Source organism: Paenibacillus sp. fava2 (assembly GCF_058313675.1).
In genome coordinates, this window is sequence record NZ_CM177755.1 from 1,002,966 (window position 1) to 1,028,015 (window position 25,050).

20 protein-coding genes are annotated in these 25,050 nt (G+C 53.9%); 14 read left to right on the forward strand and 6 right to left on the reverse strand.

The annotated features are described in order from the left end of the window. The first annotated feature begins 21 nt into the window (after positions 1-21). From AC4G46_RS04395 to AC4G46_RS04435, 9 genes are all read left to right on the forward strand, one after another. Complete coding sequence (locus tag AC4G46_RS04395) at positions 22-927, forward strand: carbohydrate ABC transporter permease (RefSeq protein WP_231574819.1); 906 nt, start codon at positions 22-24, stop codon at positions 925-927. A gap of 56 nt (positions 928-983) precedes the next feature. Beyond that, entirely contained in the window at positions 984-1,832 is an 849-nt protein-coding gene (locus AC4G46_RS04400) for a carbohydrate ABC transporter permease (RefSeq protein WP_491128787.1), read from the forward strand. Positions 1,833-1,844: 12 nt separating this feature from the next. Then, positions 1,845-3,353: an SMP-30/gluconolactonase/LRE family protein gene (locus AC4G46_RS04405; protein WP_491126848.1), complete on the forward strand. Its 1,509-nt coding sequence runs from the start codon at positions 1,845-1,847 to the stop codon at positions 3,351-3,353. Continuing rightward, positions 3,334-3,954, forward strand: coding sequence for a YIP1 family protein (locus AC4G46_RS04410; protein ID WP_491126849.1), 621 nt, complete (start codon positions 3,334-3,336; stop codon positions 3,952-3,954). The genes AC4G46_RS04405 and AC4G46_RS04410 overlap by 20 nt, the downstream gene beginning before the upstream one ends. A gap of 14 nt (positions 3,955-3,968) precedes the next feature. Then, positions 3,969-6,548 carry a DUF5696 domain-containing protein gene (locus AC4G46_RS04415; protein ID WP_491126850.1) on the forward strand — a complete coding sequence of 860 codons (2,580 nt, stop codon included), beginning with the start codon at positions 3,969-3,971 and terminating at the stop codon, positions 6,546-6,548. After that, positions 6,545-7,444, forward strand: a complete 900-nt coding sequence (locus tag AC4G46_RS04420; RefSeq protein ID WP_491126851.1) for a carbohydrate ABC transporter permease — start codon at positions 6,545-6,547, stop codon at positions 7,442-7,444. The genes AC4G46_RS04415 and AC4G46_RS04420 overlap by 4 nt, the downstream gene beginning before the upstream one ends. A gap of 22 nt (positions 7,445-7,466) precedes the next feature. Further along, complete coding sequence (locus AC4G46_RS04425) at positions 7,467-8,471, forward strand: carbohydrate ABC transporter permease (protein WP_491126852.1); 1,005 nt, start codon at positions 7,467-7,469, stop codon at positions 8,469-8,471. A gap of 129 nt (positions 8,472-8,600) precedes the next feature. Continuing rightward, positions 8,601-10,517, forward strand: a complete 1,917-nt coding sequence (locus AC4G46_RS04430; RefSeq protein ID WP_491126853.1) for a cellulase family glycosylhydrolase — start codon at positions 8,601-8,603, stop codon at positions 10,515-10,517. Between the two features lie 124 nt (positions 10,518-10,641). Next, on the forward strand, positions 10,642-12,795 hold the full coding sequence (locus AC4G46_RS04435; RefSeq protein WP_491126854.1) for a class I SAM-dependent methyltransferase: 2,154 nt from the start codon (positions 10,642-10,644) through the stop codon (positions 12,793-12,795). A gap of 105 nt (positions 12,796-12,900) precedes the next feature. On the opposite strand, the gene AC4G46_RS04440 is transcribed toward AC4G46_RS04435, so the two are convergent. From AC4G46_RS04440 to AC4G46_RS04450, 3 genes are all read right to left on the reverse strand, one after another. After that, entirely contained in the window at positions 12,901-13,458 is a 558-nt protein-coding gene (locus AC4G46_RS04440) for an SMI1/KNR4 family protein (RefSeq protein ID WP_491126855.1), read from the reverse strand. A 172-nt stretch (positions 13,459-13,630) separates the two neighbouring features. Next, the gene (locus tag AC4G46_RS04445) at positions 13,631-13,981 is read right to left on the reverse strand and encodes a nuclear transport factor 2 family protein (protein ID WP_491126856.1); all 351 of its coding nucleotides are present in this window, start codon (positions 13,979-13,981) and stop codon (positions 13,631-13,633) included. A gap of 90 nt (positions 13,982-14,071) precedes the next feature. Next, positions 14,072-14,989 carry a helix-turn-helix transcriptional regulator gene (locus tag AC4G46_RS04450; protein ID WP_491126857.1) on the reverse strand — a complete coding sequence of 306 codons (918 nt, stop codon included), beginning with the start codon at positions 14,987-14,989 and terminating at the stop codon, positions 14,072-14,074. A 128-nt stretch (positions 14,990-15,117) separates the two neighbouring features. On the opposite strand from AC4G46_RS04450, the gene yicI reads away from it, so the two are divergent. The 3 genes from yicI (at position 15,118) to AC4G46_RS04465 (ending at position 19,375) form a co-directional block, all read left to right on the forward strand. After that, entirely contained in the window at positions 15,118-17,439 is a 2,322-nt protein-coding gene (gene yicI, locus AC4G46_RS04455; protein ID WP_491126858.1) for an alpha-xylosidase, read from the forward strand. 389 nt (positions 17,440-17,828) lie between these two features. Further along, positions 17,829-19,004, forward strand: a complete 1,176-nt coding sequence (locus AC4G46_RS04460) for an SGNH/GDSL hydrolase family protein (protein WP_491126859.1) — start codon at positions 17,829-17,831, stop codon at positions 19,002-19,004. A gap of 65 nt (positions 19,005-19,069) precedes the next feature. Next, the gene (locus tag AC4G46_RS04465) at positions 19,070-19,375 is read left to right on the forward strand and encodes a hypothetical protein (RefSeq protein WP_491126860.1); all 306 of its coding nucleotides are present in this window, start codon (positions 19,070-19,072) and stop codon (positions 19,373-19,375) included. A 122-nt stretch (positions 19,376-19,497) separates the two neighbouring features. Here the strand turns inward: AC4G46_RS04465 and AC4G46_RS04470 are convergent, their stop codons facing one another. From AC4G46_RS04470 to AC4G46_RS04480, 3 genes are all read right to left on the reverse strand, one after another. Further along, the gene (locus AC4G46_RS04470; RefSeq protein ID WP_197071388.1) at positions 19,498-19,593 is read right to left on the reverse strand and encodes a sporulation protein YjcZ; all 96 of its coding nucleotides are present in this window, start codon (positions 19,591-19,593) and stop codon (positions 19,498-19,500) included. 138 nt (positions 19,594-19,731) lie between these two features. Further along, the gene (locus tag AC4G46_RS04475) at positions 19,732-21,372 is read right to left on the reverse strand and encodes a response regulator transcription factor (protein ID WP_491126861.1); all 1,641 of its coding nucleotides are present in this window, start codon (positions 21,370-21,372) and stop codon (positions 19,732-19,734) included. Next, the gene (locus AC4G46_RS04480; protein WP_491126862.1) at positions 21,369-23,126 is read right to left on the reverse strand and encodes a cache domain-containing sensor histidine kinase; all 1,758 of its coding nucleotides are present in this window, start codon (positions 23,124-23,126) and stop codon (positions 21,369-21,371) included. The genes AC4G46_RS04475 and AC4G46_RS04480 overlap by 4 nt, the downstream gene beginning before the upstream one ends. A 200-nt stretch (positions 23,127-23,326) precedes the next feature. Here AC4G46_RS04480 and AC4G46_RS04485 point away from each other — a divergent pair, with 200 nt between their 5' ends. Then, positions 23,327-24,208, forward strand: coding sequence for a carbohydrate ABC transporter permease (locus AC4G46_RS04485; RefSeq protein ID WP_491126863.1), 882 nt, complete (start codon positions 23,327-23,329; stop codon positions 24,206-24,208). Continuing rightward, entirely contained in the window at positions 24,208-25,041 is an 834-nt protein-coding gene (locus tag AC4G46_RS04490) for a carbohydrate ABC transporter permease (RefSeq protein ID WP_491126864.1), read from the forward strand. Before AC4G46_RS04485 ends, AC4G46_RS04490 begins: the two co-directional genes overlap by 1 nt. The last annotated feature ends 9 nt before the right edge of the window (positions 25,042-25,050 follow it).

The window sequence follows — 25,050 nt, forward strand, 5'->3', positions numbered from 1 at the left end:
AGCAAGGGGGAGGAGCAAGCCGTGCAGAATTGGTGGAGCCTGAAATGGCATGAGATAAGAGCCAATAAGCATTCCTATATTTTAATGGCGCCGTACATGATCCTGTTCGCCGTATTTACGGTGTTGCCTGTCCTGGTGTCGATTGTGCTCAGCTTCACATATTTCAATATGTTAGAGTTTCCGAAGTTTATCGGCTGGCAGAACTATACCCGACTGTTCCTGGAGGACGACGTCTTTCTGATTGCCCTCAAAAATACGCTGCTGTTCGCGGTGATTACAGGGCCCATCAGCTACATTGCCTGTTTTGTGTTCGCGTGGATCATCAACGAGCTGTCACCCAAGCTTAGGGCTGTAATGACACTTGTTTTCTATGCGCCTTCCATTTCGGGGAACGTCTACTTCATCTGGCTGATGATCTTCTCCGGTGACCGGTACGGGATTATGAACGGCCTGCTACTGCGCTTCGGCTTCATACTGGAGCCGATCCTGTGGCTGAAGACGGAAGGCTATATCATGCCAATTATCATCCTGGTGCAGCTGTGGCTCAGTCTGGGAACCGGCTTCCTGGCGTTCATCGCCGGCCTGCAGACGGTGGACGGCACTTTATATGAAGCCGGAGCTGTGGACGGAATCAAAAACCGCTGGCAGGAGCTGTGGTACATCACGCTTCCGTCGATGCGGCCGCAATTAATGTTCGGCGCCGTAATCCAGATTACGACCGCTTTTGCCGTAGCCGATGTCTCGATTGCCCTGGCCGGGTTCCCGAGTGTGAACTATGCGGCGGAGACGATTGTTACGCATCTGATTGATTTTGGCACCACCCGGTTTGAAATGGGATATGCGTCAGCGATTGCTACGGTGCTGTTCCTGATCATGGTCGCCTCGAACCTTATCGTCCAAAAGCTCCTTAGAAAGGTGGGTGAATAATCATGAATATCCCCTTTCAGGTTAATGCCAGGAGCCGGCTCGGGCGTGCAGTCCGGATGCCCAAAAAACGGGTGAACCGTTCAGCCTGGGGCACGTTTTCCTTATTCGCCCTGCTGACACTCTTCGGGGCCTTTATGATTCTACCGCTCGTTTATGCCATTAATAATGCGTTTAAGCCGCTGGATGAGATATTTATTTTCCCGCCGACCCTGTTTGTCCGCCATCCCACGCTGAATAATTTTGTTGATCTGTTTAATCTGCTCGGCAATTCGTGGGTGCCGTTCTCCCGGTATATTTTCAACACGGTGTTTATTACAGGCGCAGGCATTATCGGACACGTCATCTTTGCCTCGGCGGCGGCATATCCGCTGGCCAAGCATCATTTTCCCGGCAAAAAAGTGCTGTTCACCATCGTCGTCCTGTCGCTGATGTTCACGCCGGCCGTAACGGCTATGCCCAACTATATGATCATGTCCTGGCTGGGGCTGATCGACACGTACTGGGCCGTCATTATACCGGCATTCGCCTATTCTCTGGGCCTGTATCTGATGAAGCAGTTCATGGAGCAGATTCCGGATGTGCTGCTGGAGGCCGCCAAAATTGACGGTGCCAGCGAATACCGCATCTTCTGGACGATCGTTATGCCTAACGTCAAGCCGGCCTGGCTGACCTTGATTATTCTGCTGTTTCAGATCCTGTGGGGCAGCGACGGCAACGGCTTCATCTACAGCGAACAGCTGAAATCGCTCCATTTCGCGGCAGGCCAGGTAGTAGCCGGAGGCATAGCCCGTTCGGGTGCGGCAGCGGCGGTGGCACTGATCCTGATGAGCGTGCCGATTACGCTGTTTGTTTTTTCACAGAGCCGGATTATTGAGACGATGGCTACTTCAGGAATGAAGGACTAGGGGGGAAGGCAGTTGATTGCAAAAAAGTGGCTGCTTGCGGGGACAATGGCATCCCTGCTGCTGAGTTATGCGGCTCCCGCGCCAGTGCATGCCGAGGCCGTGCCATATGAGAGCTATAACTATAATTACTGGGAGGAAGCCGTGCCTGCTCCGGCAGCATATGTGCCTGACCGTACCCTTACAGGCAAGGATCTCGGGGTGGGTGATTTCCTCGACCCCGCCGACATGGTCGTTGCGGACAGCGGGCTGATCTATATTGTTGATACCGGAAATGCCCGGATCATCTGTCTGGACAGCAGCTGGAAGGTGGATAAGGTCATCACCGGCTTTGACAACGGCGGGAAGGAAGAAACCTTCAAGAATCCGTCGGGTCTTTACGTGAATGACGAGGGCAATCTGTTCGTGGCCGACACGGACAACGGGCGCATCGTCGTACTGTCCCCGGACGGGGAGCTGCTGAGGATGATTGAGCAGCCGGAGTCGGATATTCTGCCGGCGGACTTCAAGTTTATCCCGGTAAAGGTAACGGTGGACCAGGCGGAACGGGTCTATGTTATTGCCAAGGGTATTTTTGAGGGGATTATGCAATTTGATGAGAACGGCGTGTTTATCGGCTACGTCGGCACGAATAAGGTCAAGCGTGACTACACCGAATATATCTGGCGGATGTTCTCCACCAAAGCGCAGAAGGCGCAGATGGCGCTGTTTGTCCCTACGGAATTCTCCAATATTGATGTGGATGACAAGGGCTTCCTGTATGCGACCAATATTGATCCGGGCTCGAAGGAGCCGGTCAAGCGGCTTAATCCCTCCGGTGAGGATGTGCTTAAACGGTTCGGCTACTTCGATGTTCTGGGGGATATCCGTTACCGGATGTCGGTGGGACCGTCCAAGTTCACCGATATCAAGGTGCTGCCGGACGGCAAGTACAGTGCGCTTGATGCCAATCAGGGCAAGGTGTTCACTTATAACGATGAAGGCGACCTTCTGTATGTATACGGCGGCAAGGGCAACCAGACCGGGACGTTCAAAATACCGGCAGCCATCGAGTACGCCGGCGGCAGCCAGCTTGTGCTGGACCGGGGGAAGGGCAATATCGTGGTCTTCAAGCCGACCCGGTTCGGCAGCATCGTCAATGAGGCGGTCGGCTATCATTACAACGGCGAGGATTCACAGGCGGTTCCCGTCTGGAAGGAAGTGCTGAAGCTGAATGCCAACTATGATATCGCGTATATCGGCATAGGCAAGTCGCTGCTGATGGAGAAGAACAACAAGGAAGCGATGAAGTATTTCAAGCTCGGGATGGACCGGGACGGTTATTCCGTAGCCTTCAAACGGTATCGCAGAGAAGTGATGCAGGAGCACTTCGGAACCTTCCTGACATCGGTAATGCTGCTGGCTGCCGTATGGATTGCCTACCGGATCTTCGGCTTCTGGAGAAGAAAACGGCAATCACGGGCTTCCAGCCAGGCTCCGCATAACCTTAAGGAGGGGAACGCCCATGAGGCAGGATTTCATTAAATTCCCGCTGCACCTCATTGTACATCCGTTTGACAGCTTTTGGGATATGAAATATGAGGGCAAAGGAAAGCTGCGGGTAACACTGGCGATTCTGCTGCTTGTGGTGATTTCCATGATCCTGAAGAATCAGTTCGCAGGCTTTCTGGTCAATTACAATGACCCGCGCCATTTAAACAGCATTACACAGCTGTTCACCGTTGTTTTTCCGTTTTTCCTGTGGTGCCTGTCCAACTGGGCCATTACCACGCTGATGGACGGCGAGGGGAAATTCAAGGAAATCATGATGGCCACAGGCTATGCGCTTGTTCCCATTGTCATTATTTATACTCCGATGGTCGTGGCCAGCCGGTTCATGGCGGAGGAAGAAACGGCCTTCTACTATTTGATGATGTCGGTGGCGTCCATCTGGTTCATCGCGCTGCTGTTCGTCGGCATTATGACCGTTCACCAGTACACCGTGCTCAAAACGGTCGTCACGATGCTGCTGACGGTAGTGGTTATGGGCATCGTTGTATTCTTGGGAACCCTTGTCCTTAGCATGATCCAGCAGATTATCGAGTTCTTTATCAATATTTACCGTGAATTGATTTTCCGCACATGAAGGAGGCCGCATCTGTGAAAAACCGAAAATTACCGGCTGCGGTGCTGGCCTGTGCCGCAGTCCTCTGTATCATCGCCGCGGCTGTCCTGTACTTCAGCTCCCGCGGAGCGGAAGCCGTTGAAGCCTCCGCCTACATGGAGGTGACGGCTGAGCTTGAAGCAGGAAGCGAGCTGGCTGCACTGCCTGATTCCTCCGGCGGTGTGCCCGGCATGCTGCTGGCAGCGGACGATACAGAGCTGTCCCTGTACTATAACGCTGAAACGACTGAGATCGCGGTGAAGGATAAAGAGACTGGGCAGATCTGGTACAGCAATCCGGCAGGCCGCAATGAGGATACGCTGGCCTCGGGCTTTGAGAAGGAGCTGCTGTCCTCGCAGCTGACTGTATTGTTCCGTGACGCTGTAGGGACGCTTGAATCGTACACTAATTTTGCCCAAAGTATCAGCAGCAAGCAGTTCACGGCCGAGAGTCTGAAGAACGGGCTGCGGATTACTTATACCATCGGGGATACGTCGGCAGGCATTGATGCGTTGCCCCAATATATCAGCCAGGCCAGGCTGGAGGAGGCGGTGCTGTCCAAGCTGGATGCAGCGACCGCCAAATATGTTGCGACCCGCTACTATCCGAAAGACGGCAGCCCTGAGATTATGGAGCGGATCGATGCCCAGGTCTCAAAGCCCCTGGTGCTTAAGAAAATGACCGCCGCCTTTGTGCTGGCGGGCTATTCCGCCGAGGATCTGGCACAGGACAATGCGGAGAACGGAATCGGCGGAGGCTCGGGATCTTCCAAGCCTAATTTCGTTATCCCGCTGGAATACCGGCTGGAGGATGGTTCTCTGGTCGTAACGGTGCCTGTGAATCAGGTGAAGGAGAGCGGGCAATATCAGATCCGCAGTCTGGAGCTGCTTAATATGTTCGGCGCTGCGGACCAGCTGACGGACGGCTATATGCTGATTCCTGACGGCTCCGGCAGCCTGATCGGCCTGAACAACGGCAAGGTAAAGGAAGAGCAGTATGTGCAGCGCGTGTACGGGCCGGACCCCAATGATAACAGCTACCGGCGCGGGCAGGTCAGCCAGAATGCCCGGATGCCGGTCTTCGGCATGAAGGCCGGGGATGGGGCGTGGTTCGCTGTCATCGAGAAGGGTGATGCCATCGCCAGTATCGCCGCTGATATCAGCGGCAAAAAGAACTCCTACAATTTCATCCACAGCAGCTACTCCCTGCGCGGTGAGGATGAGCTTGAGCTGTACACGGGTGCGACCATCCAGGAAATACAGCTGCTTAGCGAAGAAATCTACAAGGGCGATATTCAGGTCCGCTACAGCTTCCTGAGCGGGGATAAGGCCAGCTACTCCGGGATGGCTGAGCTGTACCGGGATAAGCTGGTTGCGGAGAAGGCACTCACGCCTCTGGCGGAGGAGCAGAGCATTCCGTTCTATCTGGATATGCTTGGTGCTGTCGACAAGCAGAAATCGCTGCTCGGCGTGCCTTACCGCTCCGAGATTTCCATGACCTCCTTCCGGCAGGCTGCGCTAATTGCGGGGCAATTGAAGCAGGACGGGATCAGCCGGCTGCTGATGCGGTACACCGGCTGGTCCGGCAAAGGCGTGAATCACTCCACGCCGGATAAGCTGAAAACCGAAAGCGTGCTTGGCAGCAGGTCAGAGCTGACCCTACTACGGGACCAGCTGGCACAGGCAGGCGGAACGCTGTTCCCGGATGTAGCCTTCCAGCAGATTTATCACAATGACGGCGGGTTCACGCCTTCCTCCGATGCGGCAAGGTTTGTTACACGGGAGGAGGCACAGCTATATCCGTATAACCGGGCGCTGAACCGGATGGATATGATGCTTGGAAGCTACTATTTGTTATCACCAGCCAAGCTGCCCTATTATGTGAATGCTTTTATGGATAAGTATGCCGGCTTTGGAATGGAAGGCGTGTCTCTGCGGGATCTCGGCAATGTGCTGAGCTCCGATTTCCGGGCCAGCCGGGTAATCCAGCGGGAGACAGCTAAAGCCATCGTGAAGGAGCAGCTGGACAGAATCAGCCAGGATGTCGGGCAAACCATGGTGTCAGGCGGAAATGCCTACGCCTGGCCTTATGCCGACCATCTGATTAATGTTCCTGAATCCTCAAGCGGCTTTGCGCTTACGGATGAAGAGGTGCCCTTCTATCAGATGGTAGTTCACGGCTTCATCAGCTATACGGGGGCGCCGGTCAACCTGAGCGATGAGCAGGATATGCACACTCAGCTGCTCCGTTCCATTGAGCTGGGATCAGCACCCTATTTTTCGTGGTCCTATGAGCCGTCCTCGAAGCTGAAATTCACGCATTTTGACAGCATGTATGCGACCTCCTATCAGGACTGGTATGAGCAGGCGGTTTCCATGTACAAGGAAGTAAATGAGGTGCTTGCCCCGGTACAGCATGCTCAGATCGTAAACCATATACGCCATCAGGAGGGTGTTGTGGAGGTGCAGTACAGCAACGGTATATCTATCTATGTCAACTACACCGGCAAGGATGTCTCCGTGCAGGGAACCGCTGTCGGTGCCGGACAATATGTGATTGAAGGTGAAGCGTCATGAACGGAAACAAGCTGAGCCTGCAGCATAAGCGCTCCTTGCTGGGCATTGCTTTTATAGCGCCGTGGCTGCTCGGATTTATATTCCTGTTCGCAGCTCCGCTGCTCCGGTCCATCCAATTCAGCTTCAGCAAATTAACCGTTGATCCCTCGGGGTTCACGCTGGACGGCGTGGGCTGGGCTAATTTCAACAATGCTTTGTTTGTCGATGCAACCTTTAACCGCGTCCTGACCGAATCGGTCTGGGATATGGTGCTGAATGTGCCGATGATCCTGTTCTTCAGCCTGTTCTCGGCAACGCTGCTGAACCAGAAGTTCAGGGGAAGAATCGTCGCCCGGGCCATCTTTTTTCTGCCGGTTATTCTGGCCTCCAATGCCATATCGGCAGCAGAAGCTTCGGGGCTGATCAATCTGGTCGGTGATGCAACCGCGGTGAATGAACTGGGCCAATCAGGCTCCCAGTACAACGTCATGTCCATGGTAATGATTCTGAGCGATATCGGTCTGCCGCTGTCGTTCGTGGACTACATTGTCGATGCGATTCTGCGGATCTATGAGATTATAACCAGCTCCGGTGTGCAGATTCTGATTTTCCTTGCCGCCCTGCAGTCTGTTCCCGGAGCGATGTATGAGGTGGCGAAGATTGAAGGGGCGACTGCCTATGAATCCTTCTGGAAAATCACCTTCCCGCTCGTGAGCCCGCTGATCCTGACTAATGTAATCTATACGATCATCGACTCCTTCTCAGGCAGTGCAGTAACGAAAATGATCTTCACCACGGCGTTCACCACCCAGAACTTCGGGCTGAGCGCGGCGATGTCCTGGATCTATACACTGATCATCAGCATTATCCTGGTCATTGTGGGCTATGTGCTGTCCAAACGGGTGCATTACAACTGATTTATGCAAAGGAGGATACGGCATGCAGTCCCCGCAAGCTGTCCGTAAAGAAGCCCGGCATTACAGAATCCAGAAGGTGAGAGGCAGGGCAGTCGATATTCTGTACGCAGTGTTCCGTTATGCGCTGGTAATAGGGATATCCTTCATCATTATTTATCCGCTGCTGATGAAGTTCTCCATTGCCTTCAAGGATAAGGCGGATATATATAACCCGACGATCTACATGATTCCCGTTCATTTCACGATGGACAATATACGGATGGCGATGCAGATCCTGGATTACTTCCCGCTGCTCGGCAATACGCTGCTGTTCGTTGTCGTGACAACACTGCTGACCACGGCCTCCTGTGCCCTGGCAGGGTACGGCTTTGCCAGATTTAACTTTCCAGGAAGCAATATCCTGTTCGCCCTGGTTATTCTGACATTGCTCGTGCCGACCAGCACGCTGATGGTGCCGATGTACCTGCATTTCAGAAGCTTCGATATAATGGGCATCATTCATCTGCTTACCGGCAAGTCCGGGCTCAACCTGCTTAATACGTATTGGCCTTCCATTATTACCTCGGCAACCGCGATCGGGCTGAAGGCCGGTCTCTTTATCTATATCTTCCGCCAGTTTTTCAAGGGGATGCCGAAGGAAATTGAAGAAGCTGCCCTGATCGACGGCGCGGGCGGAGTAAAAACGTTCCTGCGGATCATGCTGCCCAATGCGGTCTCGCCGATGATCACCGTCATCCTGTTCTGCTTCGTGTGGCAGTATAACGATACCTTTTTTACTTCGCTCTTTATGAGCGAGCTGGCGCTGATGCCTACCAAGGTCAGCTCGCTGGCGGCCCAGGCCAATGCCCTGATTCCGGGTATGCTGGGGGCAGGCGGGGGCGGGTCTGCGGTCAAAGCCGATCCGAACCACGTAGCCATGATTATCGACACCGGCATCCTGCTGGCCATTATTCCGCTGATTCTGCTGTATATGGTTGTGCAGCGGTATTTTGTGGAGAGTGTGGAGCGGAGCGGTATTATCGGATAACACTGCTTCATGAAAAGAATGCCGGAGGGCTGGATTGCCGCCCCCGGCATTTTTTAAAATATACAGAAACGGATACCGTCCTGTTTAGGACGGCGTAGCGGTTTCTACTTGTAGGAAAGGGTGCGTACAATGAAAAATAAACATCCGTTCAGCCTGATCATCCTGCTGCTGGCGGCTGCTCTGGCCTTACCTGCTCTGCCTGCTCAGGCCAAGGAAGCGGAGAATCCGCTGCAGGCCTATGTGGAAGCTCTGGGTCCCGGCTGGAACATGGGCAATACCTTTGAAGCCAGCGGAGATGAGACCTCCTGGGGCAACCCGCCTGTGACCAGGGCTTTTATTGACCAGCTTGCCGCCGAGGGCTACAAGACGATCCGGCTTCCCATTACCTGGAGGCACCGGATGGGGGATGCCCCGGACTATGCCATCGATCCGGCCTTTATGGCACGGATTCAGGAAGTAGTCGACTGGTCGCTGGAGGCGAAAATGCATGTGATGATCAACCTCCACCATGATTCCAACTGGATTATGAACATGGCGGCAGAGCATGATGAAGTGATGGCCAGATTTAATGCCGCCTGGACGCAGATTGCCGGGCATTTCAAAGCTTATCCGGATACGCTGATGTTCGAGAGCGTCAATGAGCCGCGTTATTCCGACGACTGGAGCAAGGATGATCCGGAATATTTTACAATGCTGGATGAGCTGAACGTCTCCTTCCACAGCATCGTCCGCAGCTCCGGGGGCAACAACGGCAAACGTCCACTGGTACTCTCTACGCTGACCGCCGCCCCGACCGGGGCCAGGCTGCTGGAGCTGTCCAAGACTATAACGAAGCTTCAGGACAAGCGGCTGATTGCAACATTCCATTACTACGGCTATTATCCGTTCAGTGTAAATACAGCCGGCACTACAACCTTTGATGATACCGCCAGGCAGGATTTAATTCAGGCCTTCGACCGGGCATACGACATCTTTACATCGAAAGGCATTCCGGTTATCGTCGGCGAATATGGCCTGCTGGGGTTTGATAAATCACTGGAGACGGTGCAGCACGGCGAGATTCTGAAGTTTTTTGAGTATATCGGCTATTATGCCCGGGAGAAAAAAATGCCGCTGCTGCTGTGGGACAACGGACAGCACTTCGACAGACGCTCCTTTAAATGGGTGGATGAGGAGCTGCATCAGGTGATGGTGCAGGGCTGGAAGGGGCGTTCCTCCAATGCCTATAGCGATTCGCTCTACATCAGAAAAGGCTCACCGCTGCAGGATACCGCGCTGGAGCTGAACATGAACGGCAACACCTTCAGGGAGCTGCTGGCCGGTGACAAGGTGCTTACGGAGGGTACCGACTACAAGCTTGAGGGAGATCGGTTAATACTCACCTCCGCACTGCTGGAGAGGCTGCTTACGGAGGAGTATGGAGTGAATGCGGTATTGACCGCAAAATTTAGCAGCGGAGCTGACTGGCCTATCAAGCTGATCCGCTATGATACTCCTGTTCTGCGAAGCTCGCAGGGACCGCAAGGAATCTATTCTTTGCCGGTCTTGTTTAACGGGGATAGTCTGGCTACGCTGGAAGCGGTCTATACCACAGGCGGCAATGCCGGCCCGGATGAGTGGACGCCGTACAAGGAATATATCCGTCATTTCTTTCCGGATTACAAGACCGGTGAAATCAAGTTCACGGATGCCTTCTGGAGCGGGGTGAAGGACGGAGAGATGCAACTGCGGATGCATTTCCGCAGCGGGGAAACCGTTCCTTATACTATAACCAAGGAGGGCTTCTCGATTATTGGAATCTCGGCTGAGGATGCGGAGGCGGTAGCCCAGGAGCCGGAAAAGCCGGCAGAGAACCCTGTGATTTCTGCCAAGCCGGAGGAGTCAGCGGTTCCTGCACTGGCTCCTGCCGGAGAGGAAAACGGTCCTGAGCCGGGGAGCGGCAGCAGCAGGTCGACTATAACAATTGTACTTGTAACAGGTCTGGTTGTTCTGGCGGCGGCCGGAATCTACTGGCGTAAAAAAGGAAACCGGAAGAGCGGCACGTGACCCGGCAGCTGGGCGTACGATGCGAGTTGCGGAGGAAATCCTTAGGCTGTGCCTGATTCAAACGGCCGGAAGCGGGGCTATGGTATAGTAAGTACTAACTTATATATTACATAGGAGGCCTTCCATGCTGAAATCATTGCAAGCCATTGAAGCTTACCGCGAAGGCCGGCTGCAGCCATCGGCCGGGCCGGCATGGCTTCATATCATTGTGTCTGCCGAGATGCCGATCGTTAACCTGGAGCGGGTGGAATCGCTGCAGGAGCTGGATCAGCGCAATCCCGTGCTGGATTATGTGGAACGGAGCCTCAGGCTGCTTGACAGCCTGCAGCTGTCTTACTGGATCAAGGAGCTGGCCGAGGAGACGCTGATCTGGTCAGAAACAGCCAAAGGAGGAACGCCGCGTCAGCGCCGGAGGTGGCAGGAGGAAGGTATTAACTGCTTTGCCCATAACATAGGCTCTGCCCAGCTGTACTGGCAGCACACCGCAGGGGAGACGTTTGATGTAAGCGGAAGGCCGCAGGCATCTGCTCTCAGGGCGGCGGGTGTACCGCATGCGGAAACGCTGGTCATTGTGCACCGGCTGATCGAGACACACGGGCTGCTCGGCCAGCAGATCCGCGGCGAGGTTCCGCCGGAGGTCAACCAGCCGCTGGCTGCCATTGCCGAGGAAGGGCTGCTGACCGCAGATGAGCTGGAACGGCTGCTGTTTGCGCTGAACCACTGCATCATCGGCGCCGTTTCGCCGGTGCTGTGGCAGGACGTGCGCACCGAGATCATGGAGCTGATCGCGGCCGCCACATCCGGCGAGCCGGCTGAGCCACTGCCGATGAAGGAGCGGTTGCGGCGCATGCGGTCCGTCCCGATCCTCCGCGGTGAGGATTTTGCGGCGGAATGGAGCCGTCTGGAGCAGGAAGGGCTGCCCGCAGAAATACTTGAAGAGCTGCAGCCTGCCACCTTCTGGTATGCGGAATCGGCGCTGCAGACCTTCTCGCTGGAGCAGTTTCTGAAGGTGCTGGCGCTGGCCTCCCGCGGCGGCAGTGGCGGAAACGGCAACGGCGGCTGCTTGGGTCATCTCAGCTTTGAAGCGGTGATGAATTCGATTTATTACGATTACAAGGGAACGAAGAAGATCAATGTATATAAGAAGCGGATTATCGAAAAATATCTGTCCGGGCTGAGCTGGCAGGATATTGCGGAGGGCGAGCTTACTCCGGGCAATCCGCATCTGGTGCACAGGCTGCGCCGGCAGGGGCATCTGCCGGATACAGTGTTTTTTGACTTCGAGTTCTCGCCTGCCGCAGAGAAGCTGATTGAGTTCTGCATGGAAGCCGAGAAGTCGGTGCTGTATGAGCGGGCGGTGCTGATGCTGTTCGATCTGTTTGAGCTGCGGCGCGATGCCTTCGACCGGTTCCATAATGAGGACAGCTATCTGAGCCAGATGAATGACACGGCCGATTATAAGTCCGTTATTCTTGATTACATTACCGGCACTACTGTACTGGACATCGGACCCGGCGGCGGTGTGCTGCTTGATCTGATCGAAGAACGGATGCCCGGGGTTACACCGGTCGGCATTGATATCTCCAGCAATGTGATCGAGGCTTTGCAGCAGCGGAAGGCGCGGGAGGGGCGGCGCTGGGAGGTGCTGCAGGGCGATGCGCTGAACCTGAAGGAATATGTGGACGCGGGCAGGGTAGACACGGTTATTTTCTCGTCGATTCTGCATGAACTGTATTCCTATGTCCCGATGGACGGCCGGAAGTTTAATCACCGGACGGTTGCGGCGGCGTTAACGAGTGCTTTTGAGGTGCTGGCTGAAGGCGGAGTGATTATTATCCGTGACGGGATCATGACGGAGCCGGAGACACAGCAGCGGAAAATCCGCTTCCTGGAGGAGAACGGGCTGGAGTGGCTGAAGCGGTATGCGGAGGATTTTGCCGGGCGGGAGATTCAGTACCAGGTTACCGGAGAGCTGGAAGTGCTTATGCCGGTGAACGATGCGATGGAATTCTTATACACGTATACCTGGGGAGCCGAGGCTTACGTTCATGAAGTCCAGGAGCAGTTCGGTTACTTCACTCCGTCGCAGTATGAAGCTTTTATCCGGGAGCATTTAGGCGGCCGGGCACAGATTGAGGTGTTCCGCCACTATTTGCAGGAGGGCTATACCGAGGCGCTGCGCGGGCGGGTTGCCGTGATGGGCGAAGACGGAACAGAGGTGCCGCTGCCGGACAGCACCTGCTTTATTGTGATCCGCAAGGGGCAGGCGGCAGATTAAGCCCGGAAGTTTATCGTAAAAAACAGGCCTGAGACTGTATTGGCATAACGCCGAGCAGTTTCAGGCCTATTGAGTGTCCGGGGCCTGGCACGCCAGATACTCTGTCTACCCGTTCAGCTCATCATCCGCCGCAGTGGTTCCGCTGCACAGCTCCAGGAATGACCCGGCTATAACAATAGAGTCGTCAAAGCCGAGACTGCCGGAGTGGGACACCAGAATCGGATACTCCCCCTCGCTGTCCGCTGGGCTGCGCAGATCCCAGATATAATGGTTGCCGCTCCCGTCCATTGCAAACGGCACTGCTCCCGGCATATACTCCGGAAATTCATAAGCCAGCATCATGGCACGCAGTTCTCCGGCGCTGAAGAATTGAAAATACCGGTCGCCGTTGCCGAACTCGCCCCCATCAGAATAACGTAAAAAGTCCAGATAGCTTGCTGGTAACGGCATTTGCGGTATGGACCACAAGCCGGGATCAAACGGCGTATATTGTTCGTGCAGCGGATGCGATGCCGGGAAGGGATTGTGCTGTCTGCTGATAATCTCCTGCCGTTCGCTCTTTGTCAGCGGCTGATGCCAGCCGGCTGCGAAAGACTCCAGCTCCTCAGCTGAGAGTCCCGGCTGCTTATGGTAGCTGCTGCTGAATAGGTTGCTCCAATTCATGCAAGGTGCCTCCTTATTAGTTTGCCTGATGAATGAATAATACCATTAAGCTTAAAAGAGCAGCCCGGCTTATGCAAACCCTCGTAACGGAGAGCACGGCCGGCAGTTATGTAACGCTGGCGCGGGGAATAACAAAAAGGAGCCGCACTATGCGGCTCCTGTGGCACTAACTCTATTTTAGCGTGACAGCCAGCGAACTGATTTTACCTTTACGAAGCTTGAATTCATGTCTGAACAGCTGCGGGGCGGGAACCCGGTTCCGGTTAAATTCGCCCTCCATCTCCGCAGTTACGGCGATGCTGTCCCCGGACTCCTCGATTTCATTAATGGTGAAGCGGACCTTGGCCGAGAACAGCTCTGCTTCGCCCCAGGCCTCTATAGCTTCTTTGCCCTGAATCTGCTTCCCGTTATCCCTGACTAAGGCTTCCTCAGCGAACAAATCAATAAAAGCCTCCGGCTGATATTGATTGATGGCATTGTAATATTCCTGTACTTCACTCGGCATAGTGACATGCTGGTTCATGGGATCTGCCTCCTGTAAGTAGATTTCCGGACGGGCGGACCCGCCCTTACAGGTAACTTAAACGTATCCGGGGAGCGGTAAGCAGCTTCTTCACGGATACAGCTGTCCCGCTCCCGCACCCTGTACCGCATCTTTACGGAACTCTGAAGGCGAGCAGTTCATTGCTTTGCGGAACACTTTAATAAAATAGCTGACATTGTCAAAGCCGACCTCCAGCGCAATGTCGGAGATTTTGCGTTCAGTCTGCTGCAGCAGGGCGGCTGCCTGGCGGATGCGGTAGGAGTTGATATAGTCCACCGGCGTTTTGCGGGTCATGGCTTTAAAAAACCGGCAGAACTGGCCCTCGCTCATCGGAATCAGCTCTGATAGATCCCGGGTGCGGATCGGCTCCTGATAGTTCTCCTGAATGTAAAGGATCACCTTTTTGAGCCGGTTGACCTTGGCGGTATCTGCACCCGGCGACAGGCTGTGGTTCACGGAACGGTCCGGCGCGGCAATCTGTGACAGCATAATCAGCAAGGTTCCTTTCATAAAGGCCTCGAATCCGGGCATTTTATTAGCATATGCGTCCATCAGCCGCTCAAGCTGCAGCAGCAGCTCCTGCTGCCAGGGAACAGCCGGTGTAAGATGCCGGGGGAAGCTCTGGCGCTTCTCCTGAAGCGGCAGAATAACCGTCTGCTGAATCGTATCGTACTGGGCGCTGGCCAGCAGATCCGGATGAAATACCAGTGCGCAGAACCGGCAGGGACCTTCCTTCAGGACGTGAGCGGCGTGAATATCCCCGGACTCGATGAATACGGCTTCACCGGCGCGGAGCGGGAAATAATCGGTATCCACCTGGAACAGAATTTCCCCTTCCTGCAGCATAAAAAACTCTGCCTCCTCATGCCAGTGTGTGTCCAGGATGTGGGTTCCGGCCGGAAGCTCGATCCAGTAGGCGGCCAGAGGAAACATGACATCGCCGTGTACGCGGTCTTCTTTGAGCAATCGCTGGGACGTACGGTCCATAATTATGCCTCCTTGTCAGCAAAACATTAAAATAGTGTTATAAATGAGCTATATTATATTAGTTTTGTTGTTTTTTTATCGGTATAATGCAACTATAAACACCAAATTGAAGGGTGGCAAGTACACTTATGAAATTTACAGACGGCCTTTGGCTGGTGCGCGACGGTATCAATATCAATGGCGCAGTGCAGAACTATGTAGTAGAGCAGACTTCAGAAGGTCTGACCGCAATTACCCAGACAACTCCAATTACAGGACGTGCAGCAACACTGAACTCCACGCTCCTTACTGTTAAATTCCATTCGCCGCTTCCGGGCGTTGTAGGCGTGAAAATTATTCACAATGACGGCGTCATCGAACGCGGACCGGCTTTTGAATTAACCAAAGGCACCGGCGACCACGTTCAGGTGGAAGAAAATGAAGCACAGACCGTGCTGATCAGCGGCGGACTCCGTGTAGTCATCAACAAAGGCACTCACTGGTCCGTAGACTTCTACCGCGGCGACGAGCGCATTACAGGCAGCGGTTACAAATCGATGGCTTATATTACCGACCAGGACGGCAACACGTTTGTCCGTGAAGAGCTGGATCTCGGCGTAGGCGAATTTGTATACGGACTTGGCGAGCGCTTCACTGCTTTTGTCAAAAACGGACAAGTCGTTGATATCTGGAACAAAGACGGCGGCACCAGCTCCGAGCAGGCGTACAAGAACATTCCGTTCTATGTAACAAGCAAGGGCTACGGTGTATTCGTGAACCAGCCTGAGCTGGTATCGTATGAAATCGCTTCTGAAAAAGTGAAAAAAGCCCAATTCAGCGTAGCTGGAGAGAGCCTTGAGTATTTCGTAATTGAAGGACCTTCAATTAAAGAGGTTATCAGCAAATATACTTCCCTGACCGGTAAGCCTGCGCTTCCGCCGGCATGGACCTTCGGCCTGTGGCTGACGACTTCGTTCACAACGGACTACGATGAAGCTACCGTTAATTCCTTTGTAGAAGGCATGGCTGAGCGTGACCTGCCGCTGCATGTGTTCCACTTTGACTGCTTCTGGATGCGTGAATACCAATGGACTGATTTCCAGTGGGACCCGCGCGTATTCCCGGACCCTGTCGGCATGCTGAAACGCCTGAAGGAGAAGGGCCTGAAGATCTGCGTATGGATCAACTCCTATATCGGACAGCGCTCCCCGCTGTTTGAAGAAGGCAAGAAGAACGGCTATCTGATCAAAAAACCGAGCGGCGACGTATATCAGACTGACCTGTGGCAAGCCGGAATGGGCCTTGTGGACTTCACCAACCCAGCAGCCTGCGAATGGTATGCCGGTTACCTGCGTGACCTGGTGGACATGGGTGTGGACAGCTTCAAAACCGACTTCGGCGAGCGTATTCCTACCGATGTTGTATACTTTGACGGCTCTGATCCGCAAAAAATGCACAATTACTATACACAAATGTACAACAAGGTTGTCTTTGACGTACTGGAAGAGAAGCTCGGCAAAAATGAAGCAGCCGTATTCGCACGTTCGGCTACAGCCGGCGGGCAGCAGTTCCCGGTTCACTGGGGCGGCGACTGCTACGCGGACTATGAGTCGATGGCAGAAAGCCTGCGCGGCGGCCTGTCCCTCGGTCTGTCCGGCTTTGGCTTCTGGAGTCATGATATCGGCGGTTTCGAGAATACCGCTCCTGCGCATGTCTTCAAGCGCTGGCTGGCCTTCGGCCTGCTCTCCAGCCACAGCCGTCTGCACGGCAGCACCTCGTACCGTGTGCCTTGGGCTTACGACGATGAAGCGGTGGATGTTACCCGTTTCTTCACCAAGCTCAAATGCAGCCTGATGCCTTACCTGTATGATGTTGCCGGACAGGCGCATGAGCAGGGCTGGGCTTCGATGCGGGCCATGGTGATGGAATTCCCGGAAGATCCTACCTGTGAAGTGCTCGACCGCCAGTATATGCTGGGCGACAAGCTGCTAGTAGCTCCGATTTTCCAGGAGAACGGCGACGTGAAATACTATCTGCCGGCCGGCCGCTGGACGCACCTGCTGAGCGGAGAGACTGTACAGGGCGGAACCTGGCGCAAAGAAAACCACGACTTCTTCAGCCTCCCGCTGTACGTCCGCCAGAACTCGCTGCTTGCTACAGGCAGTGAAGATACCCGTCCGGACTATGATTTTGCAGACGGTGTGAAGTTTGGACTCTACTCGCTGGAAGACGGCGCTGCAACAACCGCGGTTGTGCGTGACATCAAGGGTGCGCCTGAGCTGACTGTAAAAGCTGAGCGTCAGGGCAGCAAGGTTACCGTGACTGCCGAAGGCAGCGGCAAAGCCTTCTCGCTGGCTGTGAAGGACCTGGGTGCCATCGCATCCGTTGAAGGTGCTGAGCAGTCGGATGAAACTACTGTGAACGTTGCTGCGGGAGCGAAGTCTGTCTCCTTCACCATTACATTGAAATAGGTTAAGACCAGCTCTCTAATAACCGGGAACAGATGGTTCCCGGTTTATTAGGGAGTTTTTTTGGAGCATTTAAAGGAACCTCTGAGAATAGGCGGATGCTATGGATTATTGTGATTTTTCAGAGTTTTGCTTTAAGCTAAGTGGAATTTTGCCATCTATTTCTTAGCCAATCGGTGGTTTGAGGGATACTAGGTGAAAAAATGACACTTAATTGTCCAGTATTCGCTCTAAATGGAGTGTAAGGGCTAGAATAAGTGACTATTTTCTACCTAGTGATTATAAAAGATGAAAAATAGTGAAATTAGGTGGCGAAAATCCAACTAAATGTTGGTTGGAGCCCGGTATAGAGGGTACTGGATTGCCAGCGTAACAGAACAGGAGAAATCATTATGAACAGTAAAGATAACAACGGAGTGCTCAGCCAGACTGATTACTCAGCGGCAACAGCAGTATCTACTGCAGCGAATCAAATTATGATTTCTGCAGATCCGTTCACTCATACATACCGGACTTATATACGGTTGCGGGAGAACGGCAGCCTGACGCTGAAGCTCTGGCATAGCAACAGCGTTGATTCTACATGGGATTTGGGCCAGGAAGCCAAAGGCGGCGAACCGGGCGGGGAATGGGTAATCGAGGCTGCTTATATCGCTGACGGCGGGCTTGTGCCGGACGGTACGGTAGCGCCGGGAACACAGGTACCGGTTACCTTCTGCGGAGCAGGCTCCCGGCAGGTTGCTCCCGGCGAGTGCTTCTGGAGCGATGAGGCGCAGCTTGAACTGCCGGAAGGGCATTATCTGGCGTTCACCTGGACGATACGGACGCTGGCTGGCGGCAAGTCCTTCCCGTATAACGTTGAGGGGATGCTGGTCAGCGGGTTCGATGCTCCGGGCACTCTTGCGGGCAGTGAAGCAACTGAAGGCTTCGATGAATCGGATAAGCTGCTGGTAGCACCAAGCTACATCGGCTATAAGAAGCGGGTAGCGAAGAAGCTGGTCTTCCTGGGCGATTCGATTACCCAGGGGGTGCGTACAGAAAAGGATGCCTACACCTATTGGGCGGCACGTATTGCCGAAGGGCTGGGCACGGAGTACGGCCTGTGGAACATCGGTTCAGGCTGGGGCAGAGCCTATGATGTGGCCGCTGACGGCCCGTGGCTGAACAAGGCGAAACAGGGCGATGAGGTACTGATGGTGCTTGGCGTCAACGACCTGGATATCGGCAAACGGACCGCAGATGAGCTGCTCGGCGACCTGGCCGGGATCATTACCAAGATCAAGGAAGCGAACCCGGCGGCCAAGATTATTCTCAGTACCGTTCCCCCGTTCAACTTTGCAGAGGAGAGGGAGACCTACTGGCGTACGGTAAATGCGGCGATCCGCAATACTCCTCCCGCTGGCGTGGACCGGGTATTCGATATAGCCGCTGTATTGGCAGAGCCTGTACCACAGGAGCACCGGATCCGTCTGGAGTACATGAGCAACGAATTTGATCCGCATCCGAACGGTCATGCCGGCAAGGCAGTGGCTGAAGCTTTTTTGGCCTGGTACGGCCAGGCCAAGTAAAGAACCCTTGAAGCTTATTAGGCATACTATGGAGTACTTTAGTTGAGGAAGGTAGTGTGCTTACTATGGGGATTCAAGCGGGGATGCAGCAAAAAGTGCTGTACCAGGCGGATAATCAGGCCGTCCAAAATTTGAAATCAGTCAGACATCATGTGCACAATGTATGCAGACAGCATGTCAATCAGTATGTACAGGTTCAGACGATGGACGGACAGATTGTAGCGGGAAGATTACTTGGCTGTGACCGGGGCTTCTTTTATTTGGGGGTTCAGCAGCATGGAGGACAGCGTGCCTTCTTCGGCGCCAGTGACGAGGCCATTTTGACCCTGGTACTCTATGAACTGCTGGTTATTACGCTTCTGTATACATGATTTCACTGACAGAGCTGATATCCTGCGGTTAATTCTGCGGCTTCTGATCCAAGTAGAACTGACGGGGAGCCTGGCAGCCGTTTCACGGCCGCCAGGCTCCTTGCTGTGTTTAAATTTTCTTCCTAGAATGTTTTAAGAATGATTACCAGCAGAATGTAAAGCACCAGGATTGTAGTAGTGGAAGTGAACATACCGCCGACATTTGCACAACCGCTCATCGTATTACCTCCTCCGCAAGATCATCTTACAGACCCATATTATGCAGCATCCGCCTCCGGTGCATAGACGTTTGACCTGCTTGAGTATAATTGGAGTTTAAATTAATGAGCATTAGCCGGTTTCCGTCTGCTTGTACTTCAGAGGGTAACCTGAATCCGGTAATCCTTCGGCGTAGCTCCGGTCTGCTTCTTAAATACCTTGCTGAAATACTTCACATCATGAAAGCCGACCATTTCCGAAATCTGCGACAGCTTCAGGTTCGGGTTCTGCAGCAGCAGCTTGGCTTTTTCGATCCGCACGGTTCCGATATAGTCAGTAAAATTAATGCCATATTCCTGCTTGAACTTGCGTGAGATATACTCCCGGCTGACATAGAATTTGCCGGCAACCTCCTGCAGCGAGAGATCGGCCATGTAGTTCTGATCGATATATTTTACGATCTCTGACAGCGGGTTGCGTTCCTTGACCTGTACGGCTGACAGCACCCGGGACAGGCTGGCCATCAGCGCATAGGACCAGTCGCGCCAGGCAAACAGCGAGAACGAGTAGCCGCCTGCATATGGAGCAGGGTTATCGCGGTCGGCCAGCTCCAGCTCCGCGAGGGCGCTCTCGGCCCGGCTGCCCAGCGTTTCGCGGACCAGCCGGGAACGGAACAGCAGGGCATCGGCTTTCCAGGAGCCGAGCATCTCTGGAGTGATGACACCGCTGCGGCTTAGCTCCTCGGTCCAGTGCTGCGCTGCGGCGGACAGGGCGTCTGTGTTGCCGCTGACAACCGCCATTTTCCAGTCCTCCTGGACATCGGCAAAGATCGGTCTTGCTCCGGCTGCGCCCGTATCCTGCCTGTATTCTGCCGAAGCGATACTAAAGTGGCTGTAATCCTCATGCCGCAGCAGATTGCGGCGCAGCAGGGCTTCGGCAGCTTCTGTACGCTGCGCGGCAAGCCGGCCCGGAAGGCTGCCGGCCGAGCTGATGCCGAAGTGCATCCGCAGCTGAAGGGTATGGAACAGGCCTTGATTGATTTTGCCGATCAGCTCGGTAACGGATTCCTGAACATCCCACAGCAGAATGGCGATTTCCGGAGGTCCGCCCCAGTAGCGGAAGGCTGTGCCTATGCCTTGCGGCTGCAGAAATTCGTTACAGATGTTAACGATGGCATAATAGAGCAGCTCGCTGTCTCCGCCGAAACGCCGCAGCAGCGGGTTATTGCCGGCATCCGTCTGCACGAGCAGCAGACGCGCGGCTCCGGCACTGCCGGGGATAACGCCCTCGGCAACCAGCCGGCGCAGCGTAGTCTCGGCGGTTACCGGATCATCAATGAGTGCGGACAGCAGCCGCTCGCCGTAGATCGGCTTGATCTCGTTCAGCCGGATGCTCTGCCGCTGCCGCTGGCTGCGTTCCTCCGCCTCGCAGCGCCAGGCGGCAACGGCCTTGGCGACAGCCTTATTAATGGCCTCCGGCTCAATCGGCTTGAGAATATAGTCAATTCCCCCGTGCCGGACTGTCTCGCGCACAAAATCAAAATCATTATGCCCGCTGACAACAATGAACTTCGTGCTCCCGGCGAACTCGTTGACCCACGTCATCAGCTCAATGCCATTGCCGGATTCCATCATCATGTCCATAATTACGAGCCCTGGCTTATGCTCACGGATCAGTTCTATCGCTTCATTGCCGCTTCCGGCCTCCATAATCTCTCCGATCTGATGGGCGTCCCAGTCGACCAGCAGCCGGACCGCCTTCCTGACTCTTGCCTCATCATCCACAATCAGCGCCTTCATATGCGTTCACTCTCCGTTAGTATGTCAATTTCCAGTCTGACCATTACGCCGCCTTCAGGCAGGTTGTCCACAGTAAGTGCAGCATCTTCCCCGCATACCAGCCGCAGCCGGGCCAGCACGTTGCCGAGGCCAATGCCTGCGCCGGGCGCATCCCGTCTTTCTTCACTGTTCTTGAGTGCTGAGACGTCAAGCGGATCAGGCCGGCTAAGCTCCTGGCGCAGCTTCTCCAGCTTGGCGGCAGGGATGGAAGTACCGTTGTTCCGGATGGTCATTTCCATCCGACCGCTGTTCAGCCCGCTGGCCGTAATCTCAATGAATCCATCCGTACGGGACAGATTAAAGCCGTGCTTGAAGTAATTTTCCACAATCGGCTGAAGAATCATCTTCGGCATCAGTGCACCGAGCAGCGGCTCTTCCATATCGTAGCGGAAAGTAAACTTATTTTCAAAACGCTCGCGCTGCAGCTCGATATAGGCTTTGACATGCTCCAGCTCATCCTTGACCGTGACGATCTTTTCATCATTATGCATGCTGTACCGCATCATCTTGGCCAGGGCCGAGAGCAGGGAGTAGATCTGCGGAACCTTCATCTCAAGAGCCAGAGTACCGATAATCTGCAGCGTATTGTTCAGGAAATGCGGGTTAATCTGCGACTGAAGCGCCCTTAGCTCATTGGTTTTGTTGGACAGCTCCAGCCGGTATTCCCGCAAAATCAGATTGTTAATCGTGTCCATCATGCTGCGGAAATGCTCGGTCAGCACACCGATCTCATCATTGCCCGCCGGACGGATGTCCACCTCCAGATTACCGGTCCGCACCTGGTTCATATAGCGGGTCAGCTGCTTGATCGGGGCCGTGATCCGGAAGGAGATCAGGACAGTCAGGGCGATGATCATGCTCATCAGCAGGAACAGCAGCAGAATGTTAATGCCGGCGGCCTCCTTGGCTTCACGGAACAGATAAGAGACCGGAATTTGCTTGATCAGCGTCCAGCTCAGGCCGGTGCTTTCAATTTTTTGATAAATAAAGACAGACCCGCCTTCCTCAAAATAACCCTGGGTTTCTGCATTCGCGGCAATCTGCCGGTTGTACCAGCCTGCATTCAGCGGCTTGCCGAGCGCGGCTTCATCCCGGCCGTAGACCACGCTGCCATCGCTGTCCACCAGATAGATATTTTCCTGATCCTGCTCATACAGCTGCTCTACAATTTCGGTAAGCGCCGCCAGCTTGACGTCAACGGACAGATAGCCGAGTGCTTCCGAAGAAGGAATACGTTCGATTCTGCGGTGAAAGGTAAAGACCGGTTCCGGAACAAACTGGGTCAGCGGCAGAGTCAGGCCATACACATTGCTGATATGGGTGCTCTGCACCTTGACCGGAGAGCTGCCGGTAAGATTGGCCTCCTCATAGGGGGAGTTCCCCAGCCAGCGCTTCGGCGTAGTGTTGTCGGTAATCAGTGTGGCTTTGCCGTCCTTGACGCCGTACAGGTACACCTGCGAAATATTGGGCAGGGAAGTGGAAATGTAACTGAGCGAATTATAAATGGCGATATCGGAGGAGAGATCGTCATAACCGGCTTCAAGCAGCCTGTAAAAATCGGAGTCGGAATAGACGCTCAGCGACAGCCGGTTGATCTCCTGAATCAGACTGTCGATATTTTTGTAGCCCTGATAGAGCAGATTTTTGTTCTCGTCGACAGCCCGTGTCCGCAGCGATTGGGTCGTATAAGAATAGCTGATATACATGGTCGCCATAATACAGACAAGGGTCGGGAGGAGTAAAAAAACGATCAGTTTGGTGCGGATATTGTTCCATTTCATCGATTCTTGTCACATCCGATCAATATTTTACACCTGAAAGATCACTTGCGTAGGTGTAAGAGGTCCGTCAAAAAACAGATAATATGAATAGATCATAAACAAGTAAGTGAGTAAAAGAAAGGGGGGGCCAATATATGCGCGGCAATAAGTTGTCCCAACTCGGTCAACAGTTTTTCTTCGTTGGCCCGGCATTATTGTTCTTTACGATCGTCATGATTATCCCGTTTGTGATGGGGATGTATTACTCCTTCACCGACTGGAACGGCGTATCCGGGAATGTCGCCTGGGTAGGCTTTGACAATTTTAAAACGATTTTTACAAATGATTCGGATTTCTGGTCATCCTTCTGGTTTACCGTGCGGTTTACGCTGCTGGGGGTTGTGCTGACCAACGTAGTGGGCTTTTTCCTGGCCTATTTCCTGACCAAAGCGCTAAAGACACGCAACATGCTCCGGACCATCTTTTTTATGCCTAACGTAATCGGCGGCCTGTTGCTTGGATTTATATGGCAGTTCATCTTCATCAAAGGTTTCGCCACTATGGGCGATCTGACCGGCTGGTCCTTCTTCAATCTTCCGTGGCTCGGCGATGCGACAACCGGCTTCTGGGCTATCGTTATCGTATTTGTCTGGCAGTCCTCCGGTTACCTGATGGTTATCTACATTGCTTCCCTTAATAATGTATCCAAAGAAGTCCTGGAAGCAGCGCAAATCGACGGTGCCTCCCGCAGCCAGACTCTGCGCAGCATCATCGTTCCGCTGATTATGCCTGCCGTAACAGTCGGACTGTTCCTGGCCATTTCCTGGTCCTTCAAAATGTTCGACCTCAACCTCTCCCTGACCAAGGGCGGACCGTTCAAATCTACAGAATCCGTAGCGATGAACATCTATAACGAAGCCTTCCTGAACAACCGATATGGACTGGGTACGGCAAAAGCACTGCTGTTCTTCCTGATCGTTGCCATCATCACAGTCATTCAGGTGCGGATTACGAAGAGCAAGGAGGTTGAAGCGTAATGAAAACCGAAGGCAAAGGCAAGTGGAATTACGGCCTGGAAATCATTATGATTCTCCTTGGCCTGCTGTTCCTGTCACCGTTCTATTTCCTGCTGGCTAACTCGGTGAAATCGTTCGGGGAAATTCTTAGTAATGCGGCGGCCTGGCCGTCCGAATTCGTCTGGTCCAACTATTCGCAGGCCTGGAAGCTGGCCCGTTTCTCGGAAGCCTTCCGGAACTCGATTATCATCACAGTGATCTGTGTGATCCTGATCGCCCTGTTCGCTGCAATGGCGGCATACCGGATGGTCCGCGCAGATTCAAAGTTCAACCGGATTCTCCTGCTGCTGTTCGTAGCGGCAATGGTGGTGCCGTTCCAGACCATCATGATTCCGATCCTGCAGGTGGTTAACTTCCTGGGAGTCAACAATTCTATTCCCGGTCTGGTAATGGCCCAACTCGGCCTCAGCATTCCGATGGCGATCTTCCTGTTCCACGGATTCATCAAATCCGTACCGCTGGAGATTGAAGAAGCGGCAACCGTTGACGGCTGTAATCCGCTTACTGTATTCTTCCGGATTGTACTTCCGCTGCTCAAGCCGATGCTGATGACGATTATCGTACTGAATGCACTGGGCATCTGGAATGACTATCTGCTGCCGTCCCTGATTCTTCAGGCACCTGAGCTGCGGACCATTCCGCTGGCAACCTTCTCGTTCTTCGGGCAGTATACGAAGCAGTGGGATATGGCGCTTCCGGCGCTGACACTCGGTGTAGCCCCAATTGTTGTGTTCTATCTGTTCATGCAGCGTTACATTGTTGAGGGAATCGCGGCGGGTTCGGTGAAGGGTTAATCCCTTCTT

Coding starts and splice junctions, on each gene's coding strand:
- yicI (WP_491126858.1), top strand. CDS start 15,118: ATGAAATTTACAGACGGCCTTTGGCTGGTGCGCGACGGTATCAATATC.
- AC4G46_RS04490 (WP_491126864.1), top strand. CDS start 24,208: ATGAAAACCGAAGGCAAAGGCAAGTGGAATTACGGCCTGGAAATCATT.
- AC4G46_RS04450 (WP_491126857.1), bottom strand. CDS start 14,989: ATGGACCGTACGTCCCAGCGATTGCTCAAAGAAGACCGCGTACACGGC.
- AC4G46_RS04460 (WP_491126859.1), top strand. CDS start 17,829: ATGAACAGTAAAGATAACAACGGAGTGCTCAGCCAGACTGATTACTCA.
- AC4G46_RS04430 (WP_491126853.1), top strand. CDS start 8,601: ATGAAAAATAAACATCCGTTCAGCCTGATCATCCTGCTGCTGGCGGCT.
- AC4G46_RS04445 (WP_491126856.1), bottom strand. CDS start 13,981: ATGAACCAGCATGTCACTATGCCGAGTGAAGTACAGGAATATTACAAT.
- AC4G46_RS04475 (WP_491126861.1), bottom strand. CDS start 21,372: ATGAAGGCGCTGATTGTGGATGATGAGGCAAGAGTCAGGAAGGCGGTC.
- AC4G46_RS04485 (WP_491126863.1), top strand. CDS start 23,327: ATGCGCGGCAATAAGTTGTCCCAACTCGGTCAACAGTTTTTCTTCGTT.
- AC4G46_RS04440 (WP_491126855.1), bottom strand. CDS start 13,458: ATGAATTGGAGCAACCTATTCAGCAGCAGCTACCATAAGCAGCCGGGA.
- AC4G46_RS04420 (WP_491126851.1), top strand. CDS start 6,545: ATGAACGGAAACAAGCTGAGCCTGCAGCATAAGCGCTCCTTGCTGGGC.
- AC4G46_RS04435 (WP_491126854.1), top strand. CDS start 10,642: ATGCTGAAATCATTGCAAGCCATTGAAGCTTACCGCGAAGGCCGGCTG.
- AC4G46_RS04480 (WP_491126862.1), bottom strand. CDS start 23,126: ATGGCGACCATGTATATCAGCTATTCTTATACGACCCAATCGCTGCGG.
- AC4G46_RS04465 (WP_491126860.1), top strand. CDS start 19,070: ATGGGGATTCAAGCGGGGATGCAGCAAAAAGTGCTGTACCAGGCGGAT.
- AC4G46_RS04470 (WP_197071388.1), bottom strand. CDS start 19,593: ATGAGCGGTTGTGCAAATGTCGGCGGTATGTTCACTTCCACTACTACA.
- AC4G46_RS04425 (WP_491126852.1), top strand. CDS start 7,467: ATGCAGTCCCCGCAAGCTGTCCGTAAAGAAGCCCGGCATTACAGAATC.
- AC4G46_RS04400 (WP_491128787.1), top strand. CDS start 984: ATGCCCAAAAAACGGGTGAACCGTTCAGCCTGGGGCACGTTTTCCTTA.
- AC4G46_RS04410 (WP_491126849.1), top strand. CDS start 3,334: ATGAGGCAGGATTTCATTAAATTCCCGCTGCACCTCATTGTACATCCG.